The following is a 20,999-nucleotide window of genomic DNA, read 5'->3' on the forward strand; positions in this document are numbered from 1 at the left end:
AAAAACACCTGTTGCGGATGATGGGGCAGCACAGCCGGAGGAGAAGCGCGTACTTTCATCAGGAACATTACGCCTGTCATGACAGGCAGACCAGCAAAAGCACTGCGCACAGCATGAAACCCACAATCAGACCTTAGCCAAAAGAAAAGCAACGTCACGCGGCGACAGAAAGCATGGAACGCCTGTTAGCTGATGCACCACTCTCTTTGCAGGATGGCGTAAATCTGCGTATTTTCATAAATCGCGATGCCATTGTGATCCGTGAATGACACATGCTCTTTAAAGCATCCTTCCAGCCGCATCCCCAAACGCTGACATAATCGCTGCGAACCCGCGTTGTCATCGGCGACATAGGCATAAATCCGCCTGACATTTTTTATCCGAAATAAATAATTAAACAGGCAGATTGCGGCTTCCTGAGCATAGCCATGGCCTTGATAGGCAGGATTCAGATACCATCCCACGTTCCGGGTACGGGCATCCGGTTCTTCGTCATCGCAGGCAAAAAGATGACCGATTAATTCGCCTGTCTGTTGCAGACACAGGGCAAACTGCGTGGCGTCAATGCTCCTTTTCCGCGCCTCCTTGACGGCGGCCTCAAGATCGGCCAGTTTCTCATCGAAAAAGCAGGCCGGATAAGGCGCGGATAAATAATTTAACAGGCCCTGAGCATCCTGTTGCAAAAAACGCCTGATGAAGACGCGTTCACTTTCAGCTATTTTCATCTCAAACCCTTTCCCGGGATAAAATAAAGGCGAATACCTTGTAATTTTGTGCCCTGATAATCTCTGTCCCTGTCAAAGTTCAGCATATATTATGTCCTGCGCTTTTAAATTGTCTATCGAATATATTGCGCGGTGTGCGACGTTTTTTTATTTTTACCGATCCATACTCTCTCCATAAACTTTACATAATAGGTCATTGTCAGGCGGGTACACTCCGGAATAATGCGCATTATTGGAGAGTATTCGTGATGACGCCGCGTAATTTAGTGAGGTCCGGTTTTTGCTTTTTATTTTTGCTGCTGTTCACCACTGGTTTGCATCCTTCCGGCGTCACACCGCTACAGCAAGCGTTAAGCGTTAAGGGGAGAAGCGTGATCGCGACGATGTATCGGCCTGTGAAAAAGATTAATCGCCATGAGCGAAACGCCCAGACGCCGTTCTGGGAGGCGGTCACCACCAATGCGCTGGCCTGCCGGGGCGGGCGCGTGACCCGGCTCCTGTATAAGGCCGCGCTGCGCCGACTAAAGGAGGCGTAATGCACACAGCAAACAAGCCAGTTACCACCACGATGAATTGACAGACTGGCGTCTCACTCTAAAAAGCGCGCACACCTGCGGGGCTTGCAGCGTAACAGGTGACGGTTTTCTGCCCTCATCTTTTTTATATTCAGTCAGGGTAAATCATGCCTCAGTTTTTTATTAATCGACCGGTATTTGCCTGGGTTATTGCCGTTTTTATTATTTTGTTTGGCCTGCTCTCCATTCCAAAATTACCCGTAGCGCTTTATCCCTCGGTGGCACCGCCGACTATCAGCATCACCGCCTCATATCCAGGATCAACGCCGGAAACCATGAACAACAGCGTGGTGGCGCTGATTGAGCGTGAGCTTTCATCGGCAAAGCACGTGCTGTATTACGAATCGTCCAGCGATACCAGCGGTATGGCATCCATTACGGTGACTTTTGCGCCCGGCACCGATCCTGAGCTGGCTCAGATTGATGTGCAAAACCGTATCAAAGTGATTGAGCCGCGCTTGCCCCAGGTCGTGCGGCAGAATGGCCTGAGCGTTGAGGCCTCGGGCGCTAACTTTTTGATGATCGTCGGGCTGACGTCTAAAGATGGCAAACTCACTGAGGCCGATCTGAGCGACTACTTTTCACGCAATATCACGGAAGAGCTTCGTCGTATTGAAGGCGTGGGCCGCGTGCAGCTGTTTGGCGCAGAGAAAGCGATGCGGGTCTGGGTCGATCCGGTCAAGCTTAGCCAGTATCGCCTGACCGTCAGCGATATCAGTCGGGAAATCAACACGGAAAATACCCAGATCGCGCCCGGACGGACCGGTGACGCACCGGCGGTTGCTGGCCAGCAGGTCAGCTATCCGCTACTGGTCAAAGGCCAGCTTGGTTCACCCCAGGAATTCGCCAGTATTACCCTGCGCGCCAATCCGGATGGATCTCGCGTGGTGCTGAGCGACGTGGCGCGGGTTGAGCTCGGATCGCAAACCTACAGTTTTGCCACCCGTGAAAACGGACGCGTCTCTACCGCGGCAGCGATTCAGCTTTCGCCAGGCGCCAATGCGGTTAAAACCGCAGAGCGGATCAAACTCCGTCTGAACGAGCTGCGTCAGGCTATGCCAGAGGGAATGGCTTACAGCATTCCGTTTGATACGACGCCCTTCGTGAAGATCTCGATTGAGAAGGTCATTCATACCTTTATCGAAGCCATGATACTGGTCTTCCTTGTGATGTATCTGTTCTTACAGAATGTTCGCTATACCTTTATCCCGGCGATTGTTGCGCCGATTGCGCTGCTGGGCACCTTTACCGTGATGCTGCTGGCGGGATTCTCGGTCAACGTATTAACCATGTTCGGTATGGTGCTGGCGATTGGAATCATCGTTGACGATGCGATAGTGGTGGTGGAAAACGTCGAACGAATCATGACGGAAGAGGGGCTGGGCCCGAAAGCGGCAACGCAAAAGGCGATGAAGGAGATTACCGGTGCGGTCATCGGGATTACGCTGGTGCTGAGCGCGGTCTTTATCCCGATGGCGATGGCCAGTGGTTCCGTTGGGGCGATATACCGGCAGTTTACGCTCTCAATGGCGGTTTCTATCCTGATCTCCGCCTTCCTGGCGCTCAGCCTGACGCCGGCGCTGTGTGCCACGCTGTTAAAACCTGTTGATCGGCATGCTCATCAGAAAAAGGGCTTCTTTGGCTGGTTCAACCATAAGTTTGCAGCAATGACTTACCTTTACGGCCAGGGCGTAAGCTGTTTATTAAAACGGGTAGGCGGTGCGTTAGCGGTTTATGCGGCGCTGTGCCTGCTGTTCTTCCTGGCGATAAAAAACCTGCCGTCTTCGTTTCTGCCGGAGGAGGATCAGGGCTACTTTATGACCTCCATTCAGCTCCCCTCGGACGCGACCAGCGAACGCACGCTGAACGTGGTAAAAGCTTTTGAACAGCAGGTGCTTTCAAGCCCGGCGACGCAGTCAACTATCGCGATAATGGGGTTCAGCTTTGCGGGTTCCGGGCCTAACTCCGCCATGGCTTTCACCACCTTAAAAGGATGGGAAGATCGTCAGGGGGCCACCGCCTTTTCTGAAGCCGCGCGCGCGCAGAAAGTGATGTCAGCGAATCCTGAAGCGGAAACCTTTAATCTGATCCCCCCGGCTATTGACGAGCTGGGGAACTCATCGGGCTTTACGTTGCGCCTGCAGGATCGCGGCGGCAAAGGCTATGCGGCGCTGAAAAAGGCGGAGGAGCAGTTGCTGGCGCTTGCGGCGAAGAGTTCTGTCGTCCGGGATGTGTACGTTGACGGCTTACCCGATGGGCAGATGATCCGGCTTAATATCGATCGACAAAAAGCCTTTGCGATGGGCGTGGCTTTTGATGAGATCAGCCAGACGCTTTCCGGCGCGATAGGTTCGCTTTACGTCAATGATTTTCCCAACAGCGATCGTATGCAGCAGGTCATCATTCAGGCCGATGCGAAATATCGTATGCAACCCGAGGATATTCTCAGGTTATACGTGCGCAATGCGTCCGGCGGAATGGCACCGCTCGCTGAGTTTGTTCATGCGGAGTGGGAAACCTCCCCGTTGCAGCTGGTTCGTTATCAGGGTTATCAGTCAATCAAGATAACCGGCAATCCCGCACACGGCTATTCAAGTGGCGATGCGCTGAACGAGATGAGCCGGCTGGCGAAACAGCTGCCAGAAGGTTTTGCAATAGAGTGGACCGGTGGCTCGTTACAGGAGCAGCAATCGGCCTCTGAAGCGCCTATGCTGATGGTGCTGTCCATGCTGGTGGTGTTCCTGGTGCTGGCGGCGCTTTATGAAAGCTGGTCAGTGCCGGTCTCCGTTATGCTGGTCGTGCCGCTTGGCCTGCTGGGCGCGGTCATTGCCGTCAGCCTGATGGATATGCAGAACGACGTATTCTTCAAAGTTGGGATGATTACGATTATTGGACTGTCGGCAAAAAATGCCATTCTGATTGTCGAATTTGCTAAGCAGATGCACGAAGGCGGCAAAGGGCTGGTTGAGGCAACGCTGGAAGCCTCGCGGATGCGTTTACGCCCGATCCTGATGACGTCGCTGGCCTTTACCCTGGGCGTGGTACCTTTGATGCTGGCTAGCGGAGCAAGTGCCAGAACGCAGCAGGCGATCGGCAGTGGCGTATTTGGTGGCATGATCAGCGGCACGCTGCTGGCCATATTCTTTGTACCCCTGTTCTATTTTTCAGTGATGAAGGCGGTCGAAAAACTAAAACCGAAGCAGCGCTAAGCGCCTCTGAATCAGGCCGGGCGAGGGCAACATAGCCATTCGTCCGGTTGTCGGGTCAGATAGCGCACTAGGTTGTTAAGATGGCGTGATGATCTTTACTGCTGTGAGGTGGCGTGACTGCGCCGCTGGCGTCAGTGCATGAGGGATGGCTGAGGAAACCGATTAGCGGTGCGGCATTCTGGCTTCGAACGCTTTGCCACTAAAGCGGGCATATTGCCCTGTAAGGCGCCAGAAGGCAGGCTGAGTCTCGGTGTAGATTTCAGCGGCCAGCACCAGACGGCGCTGCACATCTTCAGTCAGGTCAAGCTGTGTCCAGGGAATAAAGTAGCGTTGGCTGTCAGTCAACAACAACCACATTGGAGAACCACAGCCGGGGCAAAAATAGCGTTTACCCTGTAAAGACGAGGTGAAACATGAGGGCGAGGCTGACTGCCTGAGTAATGCTGGCGCACTGGCCGCTTCCATGTACATGGCAATCCCGCCTGACCATTTTTGACACAACGTGCAATGACAGGCATGCACGTTCAGTTCATCGATCTCGACGGCGAACTGACACTCACCACAAAGGCAACGCCCGGTAAATGTTGTCAAAACCATCCTTGTACCCCAGAGCGGTAAATATGCGGGTGATAAAAAAGCCAGCTCTGAGAGCTGGCTTAACACGAGTGCGTCGGAATTAGAATTGATAAACCAGGCCGACGGCCAGAATATTGTCAGTTGAAATGCCCGCTGCCTGAGTGAAGTCGGTTTCATCCAGCAGGTTGATTTTATAATCGATGATGGCTGACATATTTTTGTTGAAGTAATAGGCCGCACCTAAATCAACATATTTCACTAAATCCCGGTCGCCAAAGCCTTCAAGATCTTTCCCTTTTGATTGCAGATAAGCGATGCTGGGGCGCAGACCAAAGTCGAACTGATACTGCGCAACGACTTCGAAATTCTGTGCTTTGTTGGCGAAGCCTGGGTTGCCATTACCAACGCGTGTGGCATTGTAGGTTTGGGTATATTGTGCCGCCAGATAAACGGCATTGGCATCGTATTTCAGCGCGGCTGAATACGTTTCGGCATTATCACCCTCACCCAATGCCAGACCGTTCTGGTCCAGTGTGCGTTTGGAATGAGAATAGGCCACACCGGCATTGATGCCCAGAGGAGAGGCATAGGTCACTGCTGCACCGTAGCCGTCGCCGTTTTGCTTCGCAGCATTACGGTTATTATTCGTCACACTGTTGCCTTCACCATCAGCACCGCCGTTTCTGCCTTGATACTGTAAGGCAAAGTTAAGTCCGGATACCAGGCCAAAGAAGTCGGTATTACGGTAGGTCGCCAGGCCATTGGCACGTTGTTGCATAAAATTATCGGAGCCATAGGTGTCGCCGCCAAACTCCGGCAACACGTCGGTCCAGGAGGTAACATCGTAAACCACGCCGTAGTTACGGCCGTAGTTGAACGAACCATAGTCACCGTATTTGAGCCCCGCGAAGCCTAAGCGCGTCCATGACTGGCTCTCAGATTTTTCATCGCGGTTCGCCTGCATGTTGTATTCCCACTGGCCAAATCCGGTCAGTTGGTCGGTGATCTGCGTTTCCCCTTTTACACCGAGGCGAGCATATGAATTATCACCACGCTCACCTTTATCACTGGTGAAATAGTGCAAACCCTGCATTTTACCGTAGAGATCTAATTTATTACCGTCTTTGTTATAGATTTCTGCAGCATTTGTTACACCTGCTGCTAACAATGTAGTTACTGCCACTGCAACTAATTTAAGTTTCATGAGAGAAATCCTGTAGTTTTATTTTATATTAACCAGAGCCACTGATGGATGAGGCGCGCTTAAATGGCTCACTATTTTTAAATGACAATGCGGTATGAATTCAATAATAAGTTTCCTGCCATTTCGATTTGTTTGTGTTTGTATGATCTGCGTCTAAATAGAAGGGCTGGTGTGTTTTCTGTTTGTCTTAAAATTATTGCTTTTATCTTTTCGTTGTTGCTATTTTTGGAATTATCCGTTGTTTTTTATGGGTTCTTTCTTTTGTTCTTATTATGACTTATTTGTTAATTGTTTTTTCTGACATGCTCTGTTTTTTATAACTTCATTAATAAAAGAATAAAGATGAGGGAAGTGTTTTTACGTAATTAAAGGTTTTGCATTTATTGACACGGAAGGTGAGATCTTACCATAAGAGACGGGTTGATAATGTACAGCGTCTCTATTGCACTCTGTTAAAATAGTGTTTAATAAGAACGAGGTGTTTAAAAAAGTGGATATGTTTATCACAAGTATTTGTTAACCGCGTTTATCTTCCCGGATCTGCGTCCTCAGCAAAACTGTTGAGTTTCTCAATATCCATTCACCGTTAACTGCCTCACATCTTCACTTTCAGAATGAAATGGTTAATCAATCTCTCTTTTCTTTTTGAAAAGCTCCCGTTTTTTATTCGTGATAATTATCACGCGTATCATCACCCAAACTCAAGGGGATAAGGTCAGGGCGGCAGCCATCCTTGGCATCAGCCCGACCACCCTGTGGCGTAAGTTGAAAGAGTACGATCTTAACAGCTAACCGCGGCTGGCGAAGCGGCTTTGATGTGGTCAATAAATGCTCTTAACGCCGATGACATATAGTGGCGATTAGGATAGTAAAACTGCAGGCTGGGCTGCTCTGGTAACCACGCTTCCAGTACCGGAACCAGACGGCCAGCTGCCAGTTCATCTTTTACCTGTTCGTGATAGAGGTAGCCCAGTCCGGCACCGCACAGCACGGCATCACGTTGAGCGTCCATATCGTCCAGCAGGATATTACCGGCCGGAAGTATCTCAAGCCTGCCTTCCGGGCCGCTGAATTCCCATTGATAAATGCGACCGCTGCCGTGACGGAACATCACGCACTGATGATTCATGATGTCACGCGGGTGCTCAGGCGGTGCATGGCGGGCGAAATAGTCCGGGGTTGCCACCACAACCAACCTGATTTTGGGCCCAACGGGAAGCGCGATCATATCTTTTTCAAGCCTGCTGCTGAGGCGAATACCCGCGTCAAATCCCTCTTTCACGATATCGACCAGCCGGTCTTCCGTTGTGATTTCCACACGGATATCCGGATAAAGCCGACTGAATGTTGCCACCAGTGGGATTAACACCATGCGCGAGGCAAGACGCGATGAGTTAATTTTTAGCGAGCCCATGGGCGTCTGACGAAAACAGTTAGCCTCATCGAGTATCACATTGATTTCATCAAAGGCCGGGCGCAAACGCTCATACAGATTTGCTCCGGCTTCTGTCAGGGCTACGCTACGCGTTGTGCGATTGAACAGCCGGATTTTCAGCCGCTGCTCAAGTTGCTTTATTGCGTGGCTAACCGCCGAGGGCGACAGGCCAAGCTCGTCACCGGCCGCGCGAAAACTTTTGTGCCGTGAAACCGCGATAAAGGTCGCAAAGTCATAGACGTTCAGTTTCATTGGTGAAAATCTCTCATTAACCCATCTCAAATCATACGTTTCACACACTAATGTGGCGAGCGTAATGTGAATGCCTCAACACAAGATGAGGTGAAAGATGAAATCAACAAACCTGTATATCGTCTGGTCACATCCCCGTGCCGATTCACTCACCGCACAGATGGTGGAAAGCCTGCGCCATCGGGGGGAGCAGCGGGGCGCACATGTTAAGACGCTGGATCTCTACCGCAGTGGCTTTGATCCGGCGATGCGGGAAGAGGACGAACCCGAGTGGCAAAATCCGGCTAAGCGCTACTCACCGGAGGTGCATCGTCTGTTCAGTGAGCTTGACGATCGTGATGCGATCATTTTTGTCTTTCCGCTGTGGTGGTACAGCTATCCCGCCATGCTCAAAGGCTATCTGGAACGCGTATGGAACTATGGTCTGGCCTACGGTGAAAACAGCGCGTTAAAAGATAAAAAAGTACGCTGGCTGGCGCTGGTCGGCGGTTCTCAGCAAACCTTTATTAAATATGGCTGGGAGAAAAACATCACGGATTACATGATGGGCGTTACGGGCTATCTGGCGATCGGTGACGTGGAGGTTCATTTCCTCTATAACACCTTGGGTGTTGAGGAGACGATTGATGACAGCCACTCGCATTATGAGCAACTGTTTGCACAAGCGCAGGAGGTCGTAGACAGCACCATTGAATAAAGCATGGCAGGGCGATCGCTGCCCTGCAAAACGGCGTACATGACAGCCTGGCCTGTATCGGGCGTCGACAAGAGATGACCAAAATGAAAATAGCCATAGCGTGCCTGTTACTGATATCCGGCTCTGCCATTAGCGCGGTGGGCAGTTGCGATGTCATTGGAGGTGGGGCGCAGTATCAGGATCGTCTTACGCCGGATAACGTCGCCCACTATGTTACTGTCCGCACTTTCGATGCGTTGAAACAGGCTGTCGACAGCAATCATCCCTTCATCTATGTTCCGGGTGATGTCACCATCACGGTGCCGAATCAGCCACAGGCATTGCGCATTAAAGCCGGGCAGACGCTTTTTAGCAATCGTGGTGAAAAAGGCAGTCGGGGCGCTTTATTACAAACGCCATGGCTCAATGACGGACTTAATCAGTATCCCGTGTATGTTGTTGAGGCTAAAGCAAGGATAACCGGGCTGCGTATTGAAGGCCCCTCTGGACAACCGGACACGCCGAATAAAACGATTGGCATCCAGTTTTTACCCGGCACCGATCATATTGATATCGACAACAATGAGATTTATCACTGGCCGTGGGCCGGGATTAGCGTAAAAACGTCCGTCGACAATAAAATTCATCACAACGTTATCCACGATAATATCCGTACCCAACTGGGCTACGGTGTGGTGGTACAAAATGGCCATGCCCAGGCCGATATCTACTGCAATACCTTTAACGCTAATCGTCATGCTATTGCAGGAAAAGGCGATGACGGTGAGGGCTATCACGCTTATAACAACCTTGTGCTCAATGGCGGAGCACGGGGCGCTTACCATCAGTTTGATATGCACAAGGGCGCGCAGGGCCATGGCGGGAAAAACATCATCATAAACAATAATCTGTTTGATTATGGCCGCTACGGGACGTCAAACCGAGGCAGTGTTTATATTCGAGGTGTACCGACCGACGGGCCGGTTAGCGTTAACGACAATCTGTTTACCCAGCCTTGGACGGTAGGCTTGCAAACCGCAGTAGGTGGTGTGCCTGGCTCAATCCCGCCGGTTGAGGAGATTAAACGCCACAATCGTTTCAGTGTGGCGGCACATTACAGCAAAGATGCGGCCGGATTTTGTGTTGTCTCCGTGGCAGAGCACAGGATGCCGGTGAACTGTGAGTCGGTTGCTTCTGTGCTTGAGAAATAAGTAATGGCGAGACAGCACAGAAAACCGGTCATCGGTTGCTGCGGGCCACCTTGTGATGTGGCAGATGGAAACGTACTGAACGACTGAACCTCACCACCGGCGTTTCAGGTTCCTCCCCATGATATCCTGCGGAGGAACCTGTCCAGGATCAGTCATAACAGGTTTTGGGGGCACCGCGCACGGCCATTCATTGTGCTTCAGCCTCGGACGTTTCCGGCACAACGGCGGGGTTTTTTTTGCCTAATAAGGCCAGCGCGTGTTGCTCTCCCCACTGCTTTAACAGCCCAAGCAAGGGCGCAAGCGAAGCGCCTTCTTCGGTCATGCTGTACTCCACCTTCGGCGGAACTTCAGCATACACTTCGCGATGAATTAACCCGACGTTTTCCAGTTCCCGAAGTTGCCGCGTGAGTACCCGCGGCGTGATATCACCCAGCCGTCTTCTTAGCGCATTAAACCGCAGCGTTTCGTTTTGCAGGTGGTAAAGAATCATCCCTTTACCCTTGCCGCCAATCAGTTCCAGCGTGGCTTCAACCGGGCAGGCCACCGCATCGTAATTTTCATATCCTGGGGTTTTTACAGTATCCAAAATGTACCTATATCACCTAAATGACCGTATTTAATAAAATGCACATATGGTCTATGTTTAGCAACTGCTGATTAAGACATCCCTCTTTTAACGGAGAAAAGCATGAAAGCACTTACCCTTAAAGCACCAGGCGGACTCAACAATATCCATGTGTCTGACATCGCCGATCCGGGCCAACCGGGCAAAGGTGAGATTCGGGTCGCTATCAAAGCCGGCTCCCTGAATTTTCACGATCTGATTGTCGCTACCGGGCAGTTTCCAACCGAAGATGGCCGCATCCTGCTGTCTGATGGCGCAGGCGTGGTAGAAGCCGTTGGCGAAGGCGTTAAGGATTTCCGCGTGGGCGACAGCGTTGTGTCAACCTTCTTTCCCGTCTGGCTGTCCGGCAAACCTTCCGCAGAAGTGGGAGGCTTTGCCCATACGCCGGGCGACGGCATTGATGGCATGGCCAGTGAGTATGTCGTGCGTTCGGAGAATGCCTTTACCCATGCCCCGCAAGGCTGGACGCACACCGAGTCGGCCACGATCACCACGTCTGGCCTGACAGCCTGGCGCGCCCTGATCACTGAAGGCAAACTGCAGGCCAACGACACGGTGCTGGTGCAGGGAACGGGCGGCGTGTCCATGGCCGCCCTGCAGATCGCCAAAGCGATGGGCGCGAAAGTGATCGCCACATCCTCATCAGATGAAAAGCTTAAGCACGTTAAAGCGTTGGGTGCCGATGAAACCATCAACTACCGCACCACTCCGAACTGGGGCGATAGCGTCCTCGCACTGACCAACGGCGTGGGCGTGGATCATGTTGTTGAGGTGGGCGGCCCGGCGACGCTGGGCGAGTCACTGAAAGCGGTCAAAATCGGTGGGCACATCACCCAAATCGGTATCATTTCCGGCGATGAAGCAACGCTCTCCATTCTGTCTGTTCTGGCGAAGCAGGTCACCATTAAAGGCGTGATCGTTGCCAGTCGTCAGGACCAGATTGACTACGTGAAGGCGCTGGAAAGCATGAACCAGAAGCCGGTTATTGACCGGACGTTTAAATATGACGATATTGCCGAGGCCTTCGCCTGGCAGCAGAGCGGCTCGCATCTGGGCAAAATCTGTGTTGAGTGGTGACAGATAGATAAAGTGGGCATGTAAGCCTTGTCATAAGAGGCGAAAACCTGCTTGTCGTCGGTCAAAAAAGGGTGCATACGCTGTGCACCCTTTTCAACAAAACCCCCTGCACAGCACGGGTAAGTGAGCGGTGTTATCATCCAACGGCTCGAACCTCGTCTGACTTGCAGGCTCTGCCCCTCTTCATCATCCTTTAGTCATTATCATGAATATAATACGCGGCATCAGCAGGCTGAAAATCGGTCATTTCGCCTGTGGCGATGCCCGTGGCTAATGCCTGCTTGTTGTCCAGCAGCTTATGGTTATCTTCACTGTAGGTGATCTTTTCAATCTGCTCGTCAGTGAGGTGGGTGCAGGACTGATAAATCGTTTTTATCATGTTCCGGTATCTGCTGGTAAATTCGGTTTTCTCGTCCAGCATATTTTCACTGACATTGCTACGCGGCGCGTTTCCAACGGTTGGCGCATGCAATAAGAAAATGCTGTCACCCATAACCTGCCTCTTTTGTGCGCCGCAGTAGATCATCGTCGCCGAGGACTCGACGGAGGAGGCGTTCACGGTCGTAACGGGAATGGGGGAGTTTTTAACGATCTGATAACCAATTTTCCCGGCATCAATGTCACCACCGGGGCTGCTGATATAGAGCAGCACCTGCGTGGCTGATTTATAATTCTGGCCGATCTCGTCGAGCACGGATGAAAGCGACATCACCTTATTAAGCGTGACCACGCCGGTAAAAAACACCTTTACGGATTTAACCGTATTTGGCGGGCGTTTGACGTCAACGACTCTGTTGATAGCAGCCAAAGAGGGTGCACTGATCGTAATAAACAGGGCCGCTATCAAAGCGTTATATTTCATTGTTGAATCATCACTCCGTTTTTTTCATTTCTTATCAGCCACAGGGATTTTATGCAATGCCGATTGGTTATTTGCAGGGCTTTGTTACCCTTTAATATATTTCACATTATTATTTATCAGGCATTTTTAATCGTTAGGGTGCGAATTTTTTTTCCTCGCGATAGTAATAGCGTGAATCTCGGAATACCTGATGCTTAACACTGTTTTGGATATCGCGAAACCTGTTATCAGTGAACACCTGCGCCTCTGAACGGAGTGCTGTCACCTGAAAGCAAATGGCGGCGCATGGAGGATAATCCAGCTGTCGAGTGATTGCCGGATGACCGTGAATGCGTTGACCAGGCACGTTCGACGCGTGCACTGAAGGCGCTCTCAACACAAAACGCTGTCAGTGTCGGTCAGGTCATCGATTCGCGCCTTATCCTGTGTGTATTTTCGCCTGTCTGCGCTCGCGTGCAGTGAAAACATGAAGAGACCTTCGCGCGACATCACGTTTTTAGTGGCGGTGTATTAAGGCGCAAAATGAAACTGATAAGATGCCTTTTTTAAATTGTTACTGCTGCGGCAGGCAAAACCTGATTTCCTGGCCTGTGCCGGAAGTCGGGTTTTTTTGTTTCTGGGGTTCTGATGAAAATCGCCAAAATACTTAATAACAATGTGGTGGTTGTTCTGGATGAGCACGGACGTGAGCAGGTTGTTATGGGCCGGGGGCTGGCCTTTCAGAAACGGGTCGGTGAAGAACTGGATAAACAGCGCGTCGAAAAGGTGTTTGCGTTGCAAAACGATGAGCTGGTTCACCGCCTGGGGGAACTGCTCAACCAGATCCCGCTGGAGGTCATGACGACCTGCGATCGCATTATCGAACGGGCAACAGAATGTCTGGGAAAATTGCAGGAAAGTTTGTACATCACCCTGACCGATCACTGCTACTTTGCGATTGAGCGGCAGAAGAAAGGGCTGGCGATAAAAAATGTGCTGCTGTGGGATATCAAACGTCTTTATCCCAAAGAGTTTGCGCTAGGGCAGGAGGCCAGGCAAATCATTGCCCGTCGTCTTCACACCGAGTTGGACGAGGACGAGGCGGGTTTTATCGCGTTGCACCTGGTCACGGCGCAACTTAACAGTGAAATGCCTGAAGTGATGCACGTCACCCGGGTTATGCAGGAAATCCTGCAGTTGGTGAAATATCAACTGAGGCTGGAGTATCAGGAGGAATCGCTCAGCTATCAGCGTTTTGTGACGCATCTGAAGTTTTTTGCGCAGCGTATGTTAACGCGCACCGTGGTGGAAGATGATGATGTTTCACTGCATTCAGCCGTAAAAGACAACTATGCGAAAGCCTGGAAATGCGCGGAGAAGGTTTCACAGTATCTACAGCAAAACTATCAGCGTGAGCTGACAACAGAAGAGATTGTGTTTCTTGCCATTCATATCGAACGGGTAAGAAAAGAGGCGCATTAAGCCTGATTAACACAGGATTGTAACTGCATTGCGCAGGCAAAACCTGAGCGCGGCCCATGACACACAAGGGGGCCGTTCTCAGGTTTTTTTATTTTTAACGGATGCCAGCGGCATCGCTCTGAGGACATCAACATGAAATATCAACCGTTGGCCAGGGATATTCTCAGCCACGTCGGCGGCAAAGAGAACATCGTCAGTCTGGTGCATTGTGCCACGCGTCTTCGCTTCCGGGGCAGGCACCCTGGCACCCTGGCACCCTGGCACGCAGTCACAAGAAAAGCTTCTACTGGTATCAGGACGTGATTGCATCCAAAGGCGCATCGTTAACAGCCCGTCCTTAACAGCATAACGTCCCTCAGGCGGGTTGAGGCTGTGCGATTCTGTTGCCTCAGCTTGCCTGCCATTTTGCGGCTGGCCTCTGTCTCGTCGGCAGCCGACGCTGCCACATCATCCATCAGGCGACTCTGCCTAACGCCAGCCTTGCCGGTCTCTGCTGATATTTTGACTGTCGCATTTCCCCAACATCGCTCCCGTTTAAAAGCGTAAAAACTCCTCCAGCGTCACATATCGCCGCTTATGCTGATACCTTTTTGTGACAAATAACACAACCTCATAACATTTACCTGCGGCGGAAAAAGTTTGACCAGATAATGAGTGTACTTTGTACACCACGGTTTTACAGAGTAAAACAAACGATGTATCCAGGCGTAAAACCATGACAATTCTGCGAGGAACACCATGTTTGAAAAGATGCCGAATGGCGCATTAACCTCCGATATCGAACAGCAGACCGTAAAACGCGTGATAAGACGGATCCTTCCCTTCCTGATCGTCTGCTATCTGATCGCTATCATTGACCGGGGCAACATCGGGATGGCGGCGTTGCAAATGAACGAGGATCTCGGCCTGTCCAAAGCGGTATTTGGTCTGGCAAGCAGTCTGTTTTTTGTCGGCTATTTTCTGTTCGAAGTGCCCAGCAACTTAGCGATGCAAAAGATTGGCGCAAAGATTTGGATATCTCGCATTATGGTGACGTGGGGCATCGTGTCCGTCTGCACCGCCTTTGTTTCAAGCGCTGAAATGCTCTATTTCCTGCGCTTCTTACTGGGTGCTGCCGAGGCGGGGTTTTTTCCCGGCGTTATCCTGTATTTGACCTACTGGATCCCCGGTAAGTACCGCGCCCGCGTCATCGCGACGTTTATGGTGGCCATTCCGGCGGCAAACTTTATTGGTTCACCGATCTCGGGCGCAATACTCTCGCTGGATGGCTGGTTCGGGTTACGCGGCTGGCACTGGCTGTTTATTTTAGAAGGCATTCCAGCCGTGCTTTTAGGCGTCGCCGCCTTTTTCCTGTTAAGCAATCGCCCTGAAAATGCGACCTGGTTAACCGAAGAGCAGCGCAACTGGCTCAGCACCACGCTGGCTGAAGAGAACGCAAAACGTAAAGTGATTGGTCATATTTCGTTGTGGCAGCTTCTGCGTCACAAACATATCTGGGTGATGGCGCTGATTTACGCAGGGGCTTCGGCTGCCGGTTCTACATTGAGCGTCTGGTCGCCGCAGTTGCTTAAGTCGTTTGGACTCGACAACTTCACCACCGGGCTGGTCAACGCGATTCCTTATGGCCTGGCGTCGGTGTTAATGATTGTCTGGGGACGTAGCTCTGACCGCACGGGCGAACGCCGCTGGCATACCGCGTTAACGCTTTTCCTGATCGCGGGTGGGCTGCTCTCTGCCTTCCTTACGCAGTCGCTGGCGGGAAGCGTGGTGATTCTTTCGCTGGTTCTGATTGGTGCTTACTCCATGAAAGGCCCGTTCTGGGCGCTGGCGTCCGGCTGGATGTCTTCTACCACCGCAGCGGCGGGCTTAGCGGCTATCGGCGCAATGGCGAATTTGATTGGTGGTGGCCTGATGGTCAACGTCTACGGCATTATCAGTGAGCAAACTGGCAGCCATGCGCTGGCGATGGTGCCACTGGCGGTACTCTGCGCGGCGGGCGGTATCGCGGTGCTGATCATGGGCCGCAAAAGCGCCGCAAAAATCGAGGTTGATCAGAGCCTGTCACCGGCAAGCAAATAGTGGGTTCAACCTGAAAAACCAGTAAAGCGCCTGCGGGCGCTTTTTTTGTAGCCGATGACATGGCGGAATAATGCTTAACAGGAAAAGGTAAAGGCGCCGGAGCGCCTCAGGGGAGGGGATGACTATGCTTTGCGGTAAGGATCTTTGATTAACGCTACGGTAAACGCGCCAATCAGCAACACGGCGGAAACTGCCAGCAGCGCCCACATAAAACCCCCGCTTGTCTGACGCACATAACCAATAAGCGAAGGCCCGACAAATCCTCCCAGATTGCCGACAGAAACAATCATGGCTAATCCGCCTGCGGCCGCGCTTCCTGTGAGACAACCCGAAGGCAGTGCCCAGAATGACGCCTGAAAAGCCAGAATGCCGCTGACGGTAAAACAGAGCGCAAGCATCTTCACCACCGGCTCATTCACGACGGCGCTGCAGGCCAGCGCGATGGCGGCGATAACCAGCGCAGCGCTGATCCAGCGAATGCGGTGGCCGGAGGCATTGGCCCGCTGCGCCCAGAACAGCATGCTGAAGGCACCACAAATATAAGGTAGCGCGGTCAGAAAACCCGTGGCGGTATGGCTCACGCCAATCTGCTTGATGATCTGCGGCATCCACAGGCCCACGCCGATAGAACCGACAATGCCGCAAAAATTAATGAAAGCCAGCAGGTAAAGCAGGGGATTGCGCAGCGCGTCACGCAGGCTGGCACCGTGCGCCCTTTCAATTTGCTGCTGCTCGTTTGCCAGTCGTCGGCTCAGCAACGTTTTTTCCGCCTCGCTCAGCCAGTTGGCCTTTGCCGGGCGATCGTTGAGGAAGAACAGGCACAGGACGCCGAGGATAACGGCCGGAAACCCTTCCAGCAGCAGCAACCATTGCCAGTTACGAATGTGTTCATGCCCGGTGAGTTGCATCAACATGCCGGATAAGGGCGCGCCGATGATATTGGCCACGGGGATGCCGACTAAAAATGCCGCCGTGATTTTTGCACGCCAGCTTCCGGGAAACCAGTAGGTGAAGAACAGATAAATACCCGGTGTAAAGCCTGCTTCAGCCACGCCCAGGCAAAAGCGGGCAAAGGCAAAGCTGACCGGCCCGGTAACGAAGGCGGTCGCCATGGAGATGATGCCCCATGAGATCATGATGCGGGCGATCCAGATACGAGCCCCCACTTTTTGCATAATCAGGTTACTGGGCACCTCAAACAGAAAATAGCCGATGAAAAACATCCCGGCACCAAACCCGAACTGCTCAGCCGTAATGCCCAGATCGGCGTTCATGCCCAGTGCGGCGAAGCTGACATTGGTGCGATCCAGATAACTGACCACGTAGCAGATGAAAATAAAAGGCAGGATACGGCGGAACGCTTTAGCCGCCGCCCGTTCGCTTTGTTCAAAATCAGTTTGATTCATGTCTTCATGGGATGCAGACACGGCTGCTGGCTCAACAGGTGAGCCAGTGCTTACAGAATGCAGATTCATGGTTGCCTCCGCTGCGTTCAGAAAACGCAGTGTTGTTCTCAGAGAAAATCGGTGGACAGGAAGGGCAGTGGATGGCCTGGTGTTTTCATTGAACAGGTAAGAATGCTGCCGCTGACCGATTCGGTAATAAACAGCTGCTGTAAATTTTCGCCACCAAAACAGAGATTGGTGGTGGAGCGTCCGGCGGGACTGGTGAGAATTTCTGCGGGCTCAGCCAGATCGTTCAGCAGCCAGACGCGGCCCAGGCCAGGGTTGGCAATCAGCAGCTTGCCGTGCGCGTTCATGGCTAATCCATCGGGACCGCTGGGGCCGTGCGAGGTAAAATACTGACCGACCTTGCTGACTGAACCATCGCGCTGAAGCGGCACGCGCCAGATCGCATTGCCACGCGTCATTGCGACATACAGCACTTTTTCGTCTGGCGACAGCACCAGTCCGTTTGGGCTTGGGCAGTTATCCAGCAGAATATCCAGCCTTCCCTCCTGGCTGAGCCGATAAACCCGTCCTGTGGGATCGTGCAGCCCGGTTTGCCCCTGATCGGTGAAATAGAGGTTCCCCCGGCTGTCGGGCGTTAAATCGTTCACGCCGCGAAAACTCTCGCTGTTACGGCGCGACAGCCATGGCGTGATTTTTTGCGTTTTGAGACAGAGCTTCATTAACCCGTGACGATAATCCGTAATCAGAAGCGTCTCCGGACCGACAAGTTTCATGCCGTTGGGTTCGCCATCGTATTGCACGACGATGTCCCAGTTGCCTGCCATATCAACGCGGAATATCCGGCCATAGGGAATGTCGGTCAGGTAAATACAGCCCGAAGGATGCCAGACCGGCCCTTCAAGAAAAGAGTCGGTAAGCTGGCCGCCGCGATTCGCGGTGGCCCAGGCATTGTGACGGTCAGGTGCGCGGAAGCGGTCGGGCAACCGGGTAAAAACCGATGTCTGCCTGACCTCCGGTGTGGTCAGGCACATCATACGGTGGCTTCCTTTTGCGCTAATACCTTAAGCAGATTGGTCACGGAGGCCGTGCCCATTTTCACGTAAGAATTATCACTCACGCCGCCGATATGCGGCGTAATGATGACGTTTTCCACCTTCTGCCAGATGTGCGGCGCAGTCAGCGGCTCAACGGTAAAGCTGTCCAGCGCCGCGCCGCTGAGTCTGCCGCTGTTAAGGGCACGAATCAGGGCATCATCATCAATCAGTCCACCGCGCGCGGTATTCACCAGCACGGCGCCGGGTTTGAACTGTGCCAGGGCCTGGTCATTGATCATCTTGCTGTTTTGCGCGGTCAGCGGACAGTGCAGCGACACAATATCTGCGCGCGCATACAGCGTGGCTAAATCGTCCACCTGCTCACAGCCTGCGGGCAGCGTTTTCGCCCAGGGATCGTAAGCTATCACCTGCATGCCAAACACCCGACCAATGTCCGCCACCCGGCCGCCTATCGCCCCCAGCCCAACCAGCCCAAGCGTCCGGCCTTCAAGTTCAAGCGACTTGTGGGTGGATTTATCCCAGTAGCCGTCACGCATCCGGCGATCCAGCGGGATCAGGGATTTGGTGCAGGCCAGAATCATGGCCCAGGTATGTTCTGCCACCGCTGCCGCATTGGCACCAGGCGCAGACTGGACGCTGATGTTTCGTTCGGCCGCCGCCGTTTGATCGATAACGTCAATGCCGCTGCCATGCTTGGAGATCACGCGCAGGGCAGGCGCTGCATCCATGATGCGGGCGTTAATTTTTCCATAGCGCACCACAATCCCGACCGGATTGTGCTGCTCACAAAGCGCAACCAGATCGTCTTCTGACGGCTTAGTGCCCGCAAAGACCACCTCATAATCCTCCAGCATCGCGAGCGCGGCGGGAGCGATGTCTGCGCCGGTAATGATGACAGTGTCCTTTTTACGCATCACAGTTCCTCCCCTTCCGCTAACATGCCCGCTGCACGCAGGGCACCGTTCAACCAGCCCGGCCTTTTGTCACCGGCTTTGATCGCCGCAATACGGCGGGTTTCCATATCCAGTTTTTTCGCCGCGAGCTCCAATACCACTTCTACTTCATCGCGTGGCACCACCACCACGCCATCGATATCACCCACCACCAGATCGCCTGCGTTAATCGTGGCGCCGGCAACAGAAACCGGGTAATTCACGCGACCAGGAATGAACTTCGTTGGGCCACAGGGATTGAGCCCGGCCGAGAAAACGGGATAGGTATGCGTGCTCAGTGCGTCCGCATCCCTGACCGCACCATCGATGATAATCCCGGCAATGCCTGATGCTTCGGCCTGGGTTGCCATGATCTCGCCTAACAGCGCGCAGCTGATATCGCCCTTGCCATCCACGACGATGACATCGCCGGGTTTGGCCACCGCCAGCGCAGCATGGATCGCCAGGTTATCACCCGGGCGCACTTCCACTGTCACCGCCGGCCCGGCCACTTTCATATGTGTGCCCAGCGGTTTGATACGGCCATGCAGCGTGCCGCGTCTGCCCGCGACATCCGCAATAATCGCGGCCTGAAATTCAGCGGCACGTCTGACATAATCACTGCTGACTCGCGTAACGTCTCGGTTGATCATCGGTTTTTCGTTCGCGGACATGGGTCACCTCACAGGTTGTTTGTTTTACAGAGTAAAACTGTGTTGTACATAGTGAAATAACTATATCGGTGACACTGACCACGGCGCCAGTGTTGCGAGCTTGTTTGTGATGTAAACAAGATGTGACTCACAGTTTCGGGTACACTCGGTGCCAGCAAAAATCAGGAGAAGCGAAATGGGAAACGAAGGCGTTAATGCGGTAGAGAAGGCGCTGGCCTTGCTGGATTGTTTTAAGCCAGGCGAAGAAAGCCTGTCCCTGACGACGCTGTCGCAGCTTTCGGGCTACCACAAAACCACCGTTTATCGACTGATGAATTCGCTGGAACGTATGAGTTACGTGGTCAGAAGGGATAACGGCATTTACACCCTGGGGCCAAGGCTGCTTTATCTGGGCAAGCTCTATGAACAGTCGTTTCATCTGGCCAGCGTGGTTCAGCCCGAACTGCAAACGCTGGCCTTAGCCACAAAGGAAAGTGCCAGCTGGTATGTGATTGATAGCGGCCAGCGTCTTTGTGTCTTTCGTGCCGAATCCTCAGATGGCTTACGGCATACGCGACTGCCAGGCTCGCTGTATCCGTTGGACAACTCCGCAATTGGTCAGGTGCTGCGTCACTGGGGGATGGGCGAAACCTTGTTTGACGACGCACCGGATTTACCGCTCTATACCTCGGGCGCGCGCGATCCCCATACTGCCGCCTTTGCCATCCCGGTGTTTGGCGAAGGGGATAAGTTAGCCGCAGCCCTGGCGTTAACCGGCCCATCATCACGGTTAACGCTGGATCGCAAAGAGGCGGGATTAGGAGAACTGATGCGAGAGTCCGCAGCCAGACTTTCCGCTCAACTCGGCGCGAGAAAAGCGTTCTGTGATGTTGTTTACGCACACAGCGCGTAAAAAACCTGTTGCTGAACGCGTGCATAAATACAGCCACAGGCTCTACATGCACGCGTTGGCCCGCAGG

At 52.8% G+C, this 20,999-nt stretch carries 19 protein-coding genes and 2 pseudogenes; 11 read left to right on the top strand and 10 right to left on the bottom strand.

Going from position 1 to position 20,999, the window contains the following annotated elements; genetic code table 11:
* Positions 1-185 precede the first annotated feature (185 nt).
* Positions 186-725 carry a GNAT family N-acetyltransferase gene (locus NXS97_RS18365; RefSeq protein ID WP_116219801.1) on the bottom strand — a complete coding sequence of 180 codons (540 nt, stop codon included), beginning with the start codon at positions 723-725 and terminating at the stop codon, positions 186-188.
* Between the two features lie 248 nt (positions 726-973).
* On the opposite strand from NXS97_RS18365, the gene NXS97_RS18370 reads away from it, so the two are divergent.
* Together NXS97_RS18370 and NXS97_RS18375 are read left to right on the top strand one after the other, a co-directional pair.
* Positions 974-1,261: a hypothetical protein gene (locus NXS97_RS18370; protein WP_041930876.1), complete on the top strand. Its 288-nt coding sequence runs from the start codon at positions 974-976 to the stop codon at positions 1,259-1,261.
* 146 nt (positions 1,262-1,407) lie between these two features.
* Positions 1,408-4,509, top strand: coding sequence for an efflux RND transporter permease subunit (locus tag NXS97_RS18375; protein ID WP_116219802.1), 3,102 nt, complete (start codon positions 1,408-1,410; stop codon positions 4,507-4,509).
* 162 nt (positions 4,510-4,671) lie between these two features.
* On the opposite strand, the gene NXS97_RS18380 is transcribed toward NXS97_RS18375, so the two are convergent.
* Positions 4,672-5,100, bottom strand: a complete 429-nt coding sequence (locus NXS97_RS18380; protein WP_026021031.1) for a GFA family protein — start codon at positions 5,098-5,100, stop codon at positions 4,672-4,674.
* Positions 5,101-5,185: 85 nt separating this feature from the next.
* Entirely contained in the window at positions 5,186-6,289 is a 1,104-nt protein-coding gene (gene ompC / locus NXS97_RS18385; RefSeq protein ID WP_014605218.1) for a porin OmpC, read from the bottom strand.
* Between the two features lie 669 nt (positions 6,290-6,958).
* Between ompC and NXS97_RS18390 the strand changes: the two genes are divergently transcribed.
* A complete protein-coding gene (locus NXS97_RS18390) occupies positions 6,959-7,081 on the top strand; it encodes a helix-turn-helix domain-containing protein (RefSeq protein ID WP_228225577.1) in 123 nt (40 codons plus the stop codon).
* On the opposite strand, the gene NXS97_RS18395 is transcribed toward NXS97_RS18390, so the two are convergent.
* Positions 7,071-7,976 (bottom strand): LysR family transcriptional regulator, encoded by a 906-nt coding sequence (locus tag NXS97_RS18395; RefSeq protein WP_022623555.1) that lies wholly within the window; start codon positions 7,974-7,976, stop codon positions 7,071-7,073. The two genes, NXS97_RS18390 and NXS97_RS18395, sit on opposite strands and share 11 nt — an antisense overlap.
* A 97-nt stretch (positions 7,977-8,073) precedes the next feature.
* Here NXS97_RS18395 and NXS97_RS18400 point away from each other — a divergent pair, with 97 nt between their 5' ends.
* Together NXS97_RS18400 and NXS97_RS18405 are read left to right on the top strand one after the other, a co-directional pair.
* Positions 8,074-8,673, top strand: a complete 600-nt coding sequence (locus NXS97_RS18400) for an NAD(P)H oxidoreductase (protein WP_064352250.1) — start codon at positions 8,074-8,076, stop codon at positions 8,671-8,673.
* Positions 8,674-8,756: 83 nt separating this feature from the next.
* A complete protein-coding gene (locus NXS97_RS18405; protein ID WP_246871030.1) occupies positions 8,757-9,863 on the top strand; it encodes a right-handed parallel beta-helix repeat-containing protein in 1,107 nt (368 codons plus the stop codon).
* A gap of 187 nt (positions 9,864-10,050) precedes the next feature.
* Here the strand turns inward: NXS97_RS18405 and NXS97_RS18410 are convergent, their stop codons facing one another.
* Complete coding sequence (locus tag NXS97_RS18410; RefSeq protein WP_042676877.1) at positions 10,051-10,449, bottom strand: helix-turn-helix domain-containing protein; 399 nt, start codon at positions 10,447-10,449, stop codon at positions 10,051-10,053.
* A gap of 102 nt (positions 10,450-10,551) precedes the next feature.
* Here NXS97_RS18410 and NXS97_RS18415 point away from each other — a divergent pair, with 102 nt between their 5' ends.
* Positions 10,552-11,565, top strand: a complete 1,014-nt coding sequence (locus NXS97_RS18415; RefSeq protein ID WP_105077896.1) for an NAD(P)-dependent alcohol dehydrogenase — start codon at positions 10,552-10,554, stop codon at positions 11,563-11,565.
* A 193-nt stretch (positions 11,566-11,758) separates the two neighbouring features.
* Here NXS97_RS18415 and NXS97_RS18420 read toward each other — a convergent pair whose 3' ends face one another.
* The gene (locus NXS97_RS18420) at positions 11,759-12,427 is read right to left on the bottom strand and encodes an ATP-dependent Clp protease proteolytic subunit (protein WP_110015939.1); all 669 of its coding nucleotides are present in this window, start codon (positions 12,425-12,427) and stop codon (positions 11,759-11,761) included.
* A 627-nt stretch (positions 12,428-13,054) separates the two neighbouring features.
* Here NXS97_RS18420 and licT point away from each other — a divergent pair.
* The 4 genes and pseudogenes from licT to NXS97_RS18440 all read left to right on the top strand — a co-directional run bounded on the left by licT (position 13,055) and on the right by NXS97_RS18440 (position 15,967).
* Positions 13,055-13,888: a BglG family transcription antiterminator LicT gene (gene licT / locus NXS97_RS18425; RefSeq protein WP_031284132.1), complete on the top strand. Its 834-nt coding sequence runs from the start codon at positions 13,055-13,057 to the stop codon at positions 13,886-13,888.
* A gap of 132 nt (positions 13,889-14,020) precedes the next feature.
* Positions 14,021-14,119 (top strand): annotated as a pseudogene (locus tag NXS97_RS18430) (PTS transporter subunit EIIB); the annotation flags it as partial.
* Between the two features lie 20 nt (positions 14,120-14,139).
* Positions 14,140-14,229 (top strand): annotated as a pseudogene (locus NXS97_RS18435) (hypothetical protein); the annotation flags it as partial.
* Positions 14,230-14,626: 397 nt separating this feature from the next.
* A complete protein-coding gene (locus NXS97_RS18440; protein WP_116219803.1) occupies positions 14,627-15,967 on the top strand; it encodes an MFS transporter in 1,341 nt (446 codons plus the stop codon).
* A 122-nt stretch (positions 15,968-16,089) separates the two neighbouring features.
* Here the strand turns inward: NXS97_RS18440 and NXS97_RS18445 are convergent, their stop codons facing one another.
* Genes NXS97_RS18445 through NXS97_RS18460 form a run of 4 tightly spaced genes read right to left on the bottom strand, consistent with a single transcriptional unit; the run spans position 16,090 to position 20,040 of the window.
* Positions 16,090-17,442, bottom strand: coding sequence for an MFS transporter (locus NXS97_RS18445; RefSeq protein ID WP_116219804.1), 1,353 nt, complete (start codon positions 17,440-17,442; stop codon positions 16,090-16,092).
* A gap of 38 nt (positions 17,443-17,480) precedes the next feature.
* Entirely contained in the window at positions 17,481-18,413 is a 933-nt protein-coding gene (locus NXS97_RS18450; protein WP_116219805.1) for an SMP-30/gluconolactonase/LRE family protein, read from the bottom strand.
* On the bottom strand, positions 18,410-19,348 hold the full coding sequence (locus tag NXS97_RS18455) for a hydroxyacid dehydrogenase (protein WP_015699684.1): 939 nt from the start codon (positions 19,346-19,348) through the stop codon (positions 18,410-18,412). The genes NXS97_RS18450 and NXS97_RS18455 overlap by 4 nt, the downstream gene beginning before the upstream one ends.
* The gene (locus tag NXS97_RS18460; RefSeq protein WP_014605231.1) at positions 19,348-20,040 is read right to left on the bottom strand and encodes a diguanylate cyclase; all 693 of its coding nucleotides are present in this window, start codon (positions 20,038-20,040) and stop codon (positions 19,348-19,350) included. Before NXS97_RS18460 ends, NXS97_RS18455 begins: the two co-directional genes overlap by 1 nt.
* Positions 20,041-20,215: 175 nt before the next feature.
* On the opposite strand from NXS97_RS18460, the gene NXS97_RS18465 reads away from it, so the two are divergent.
* On the top strand, positions 20,216-20,932 hold the full coding sequence (locus NXS97_RS18465) for an IclR family transcriptional regulator (RefSeq protein WP_116219806.1): 717 nt from the start codon (positions 20,216-20,218) through the stop codon (positions 20,930-20,932).
* Positions 20,933-20,999: the final 67 nt, after the last annotated feature.

The organism is Pantoea sp. B623, from assembly GCF_024814475.1.
Lineage (GTDB): Bacteria > Pseudomonadota > Gammaproteobacteria > Enterobacterales > Enterobacteriaceae > Pantoea > Pantoea ananatis.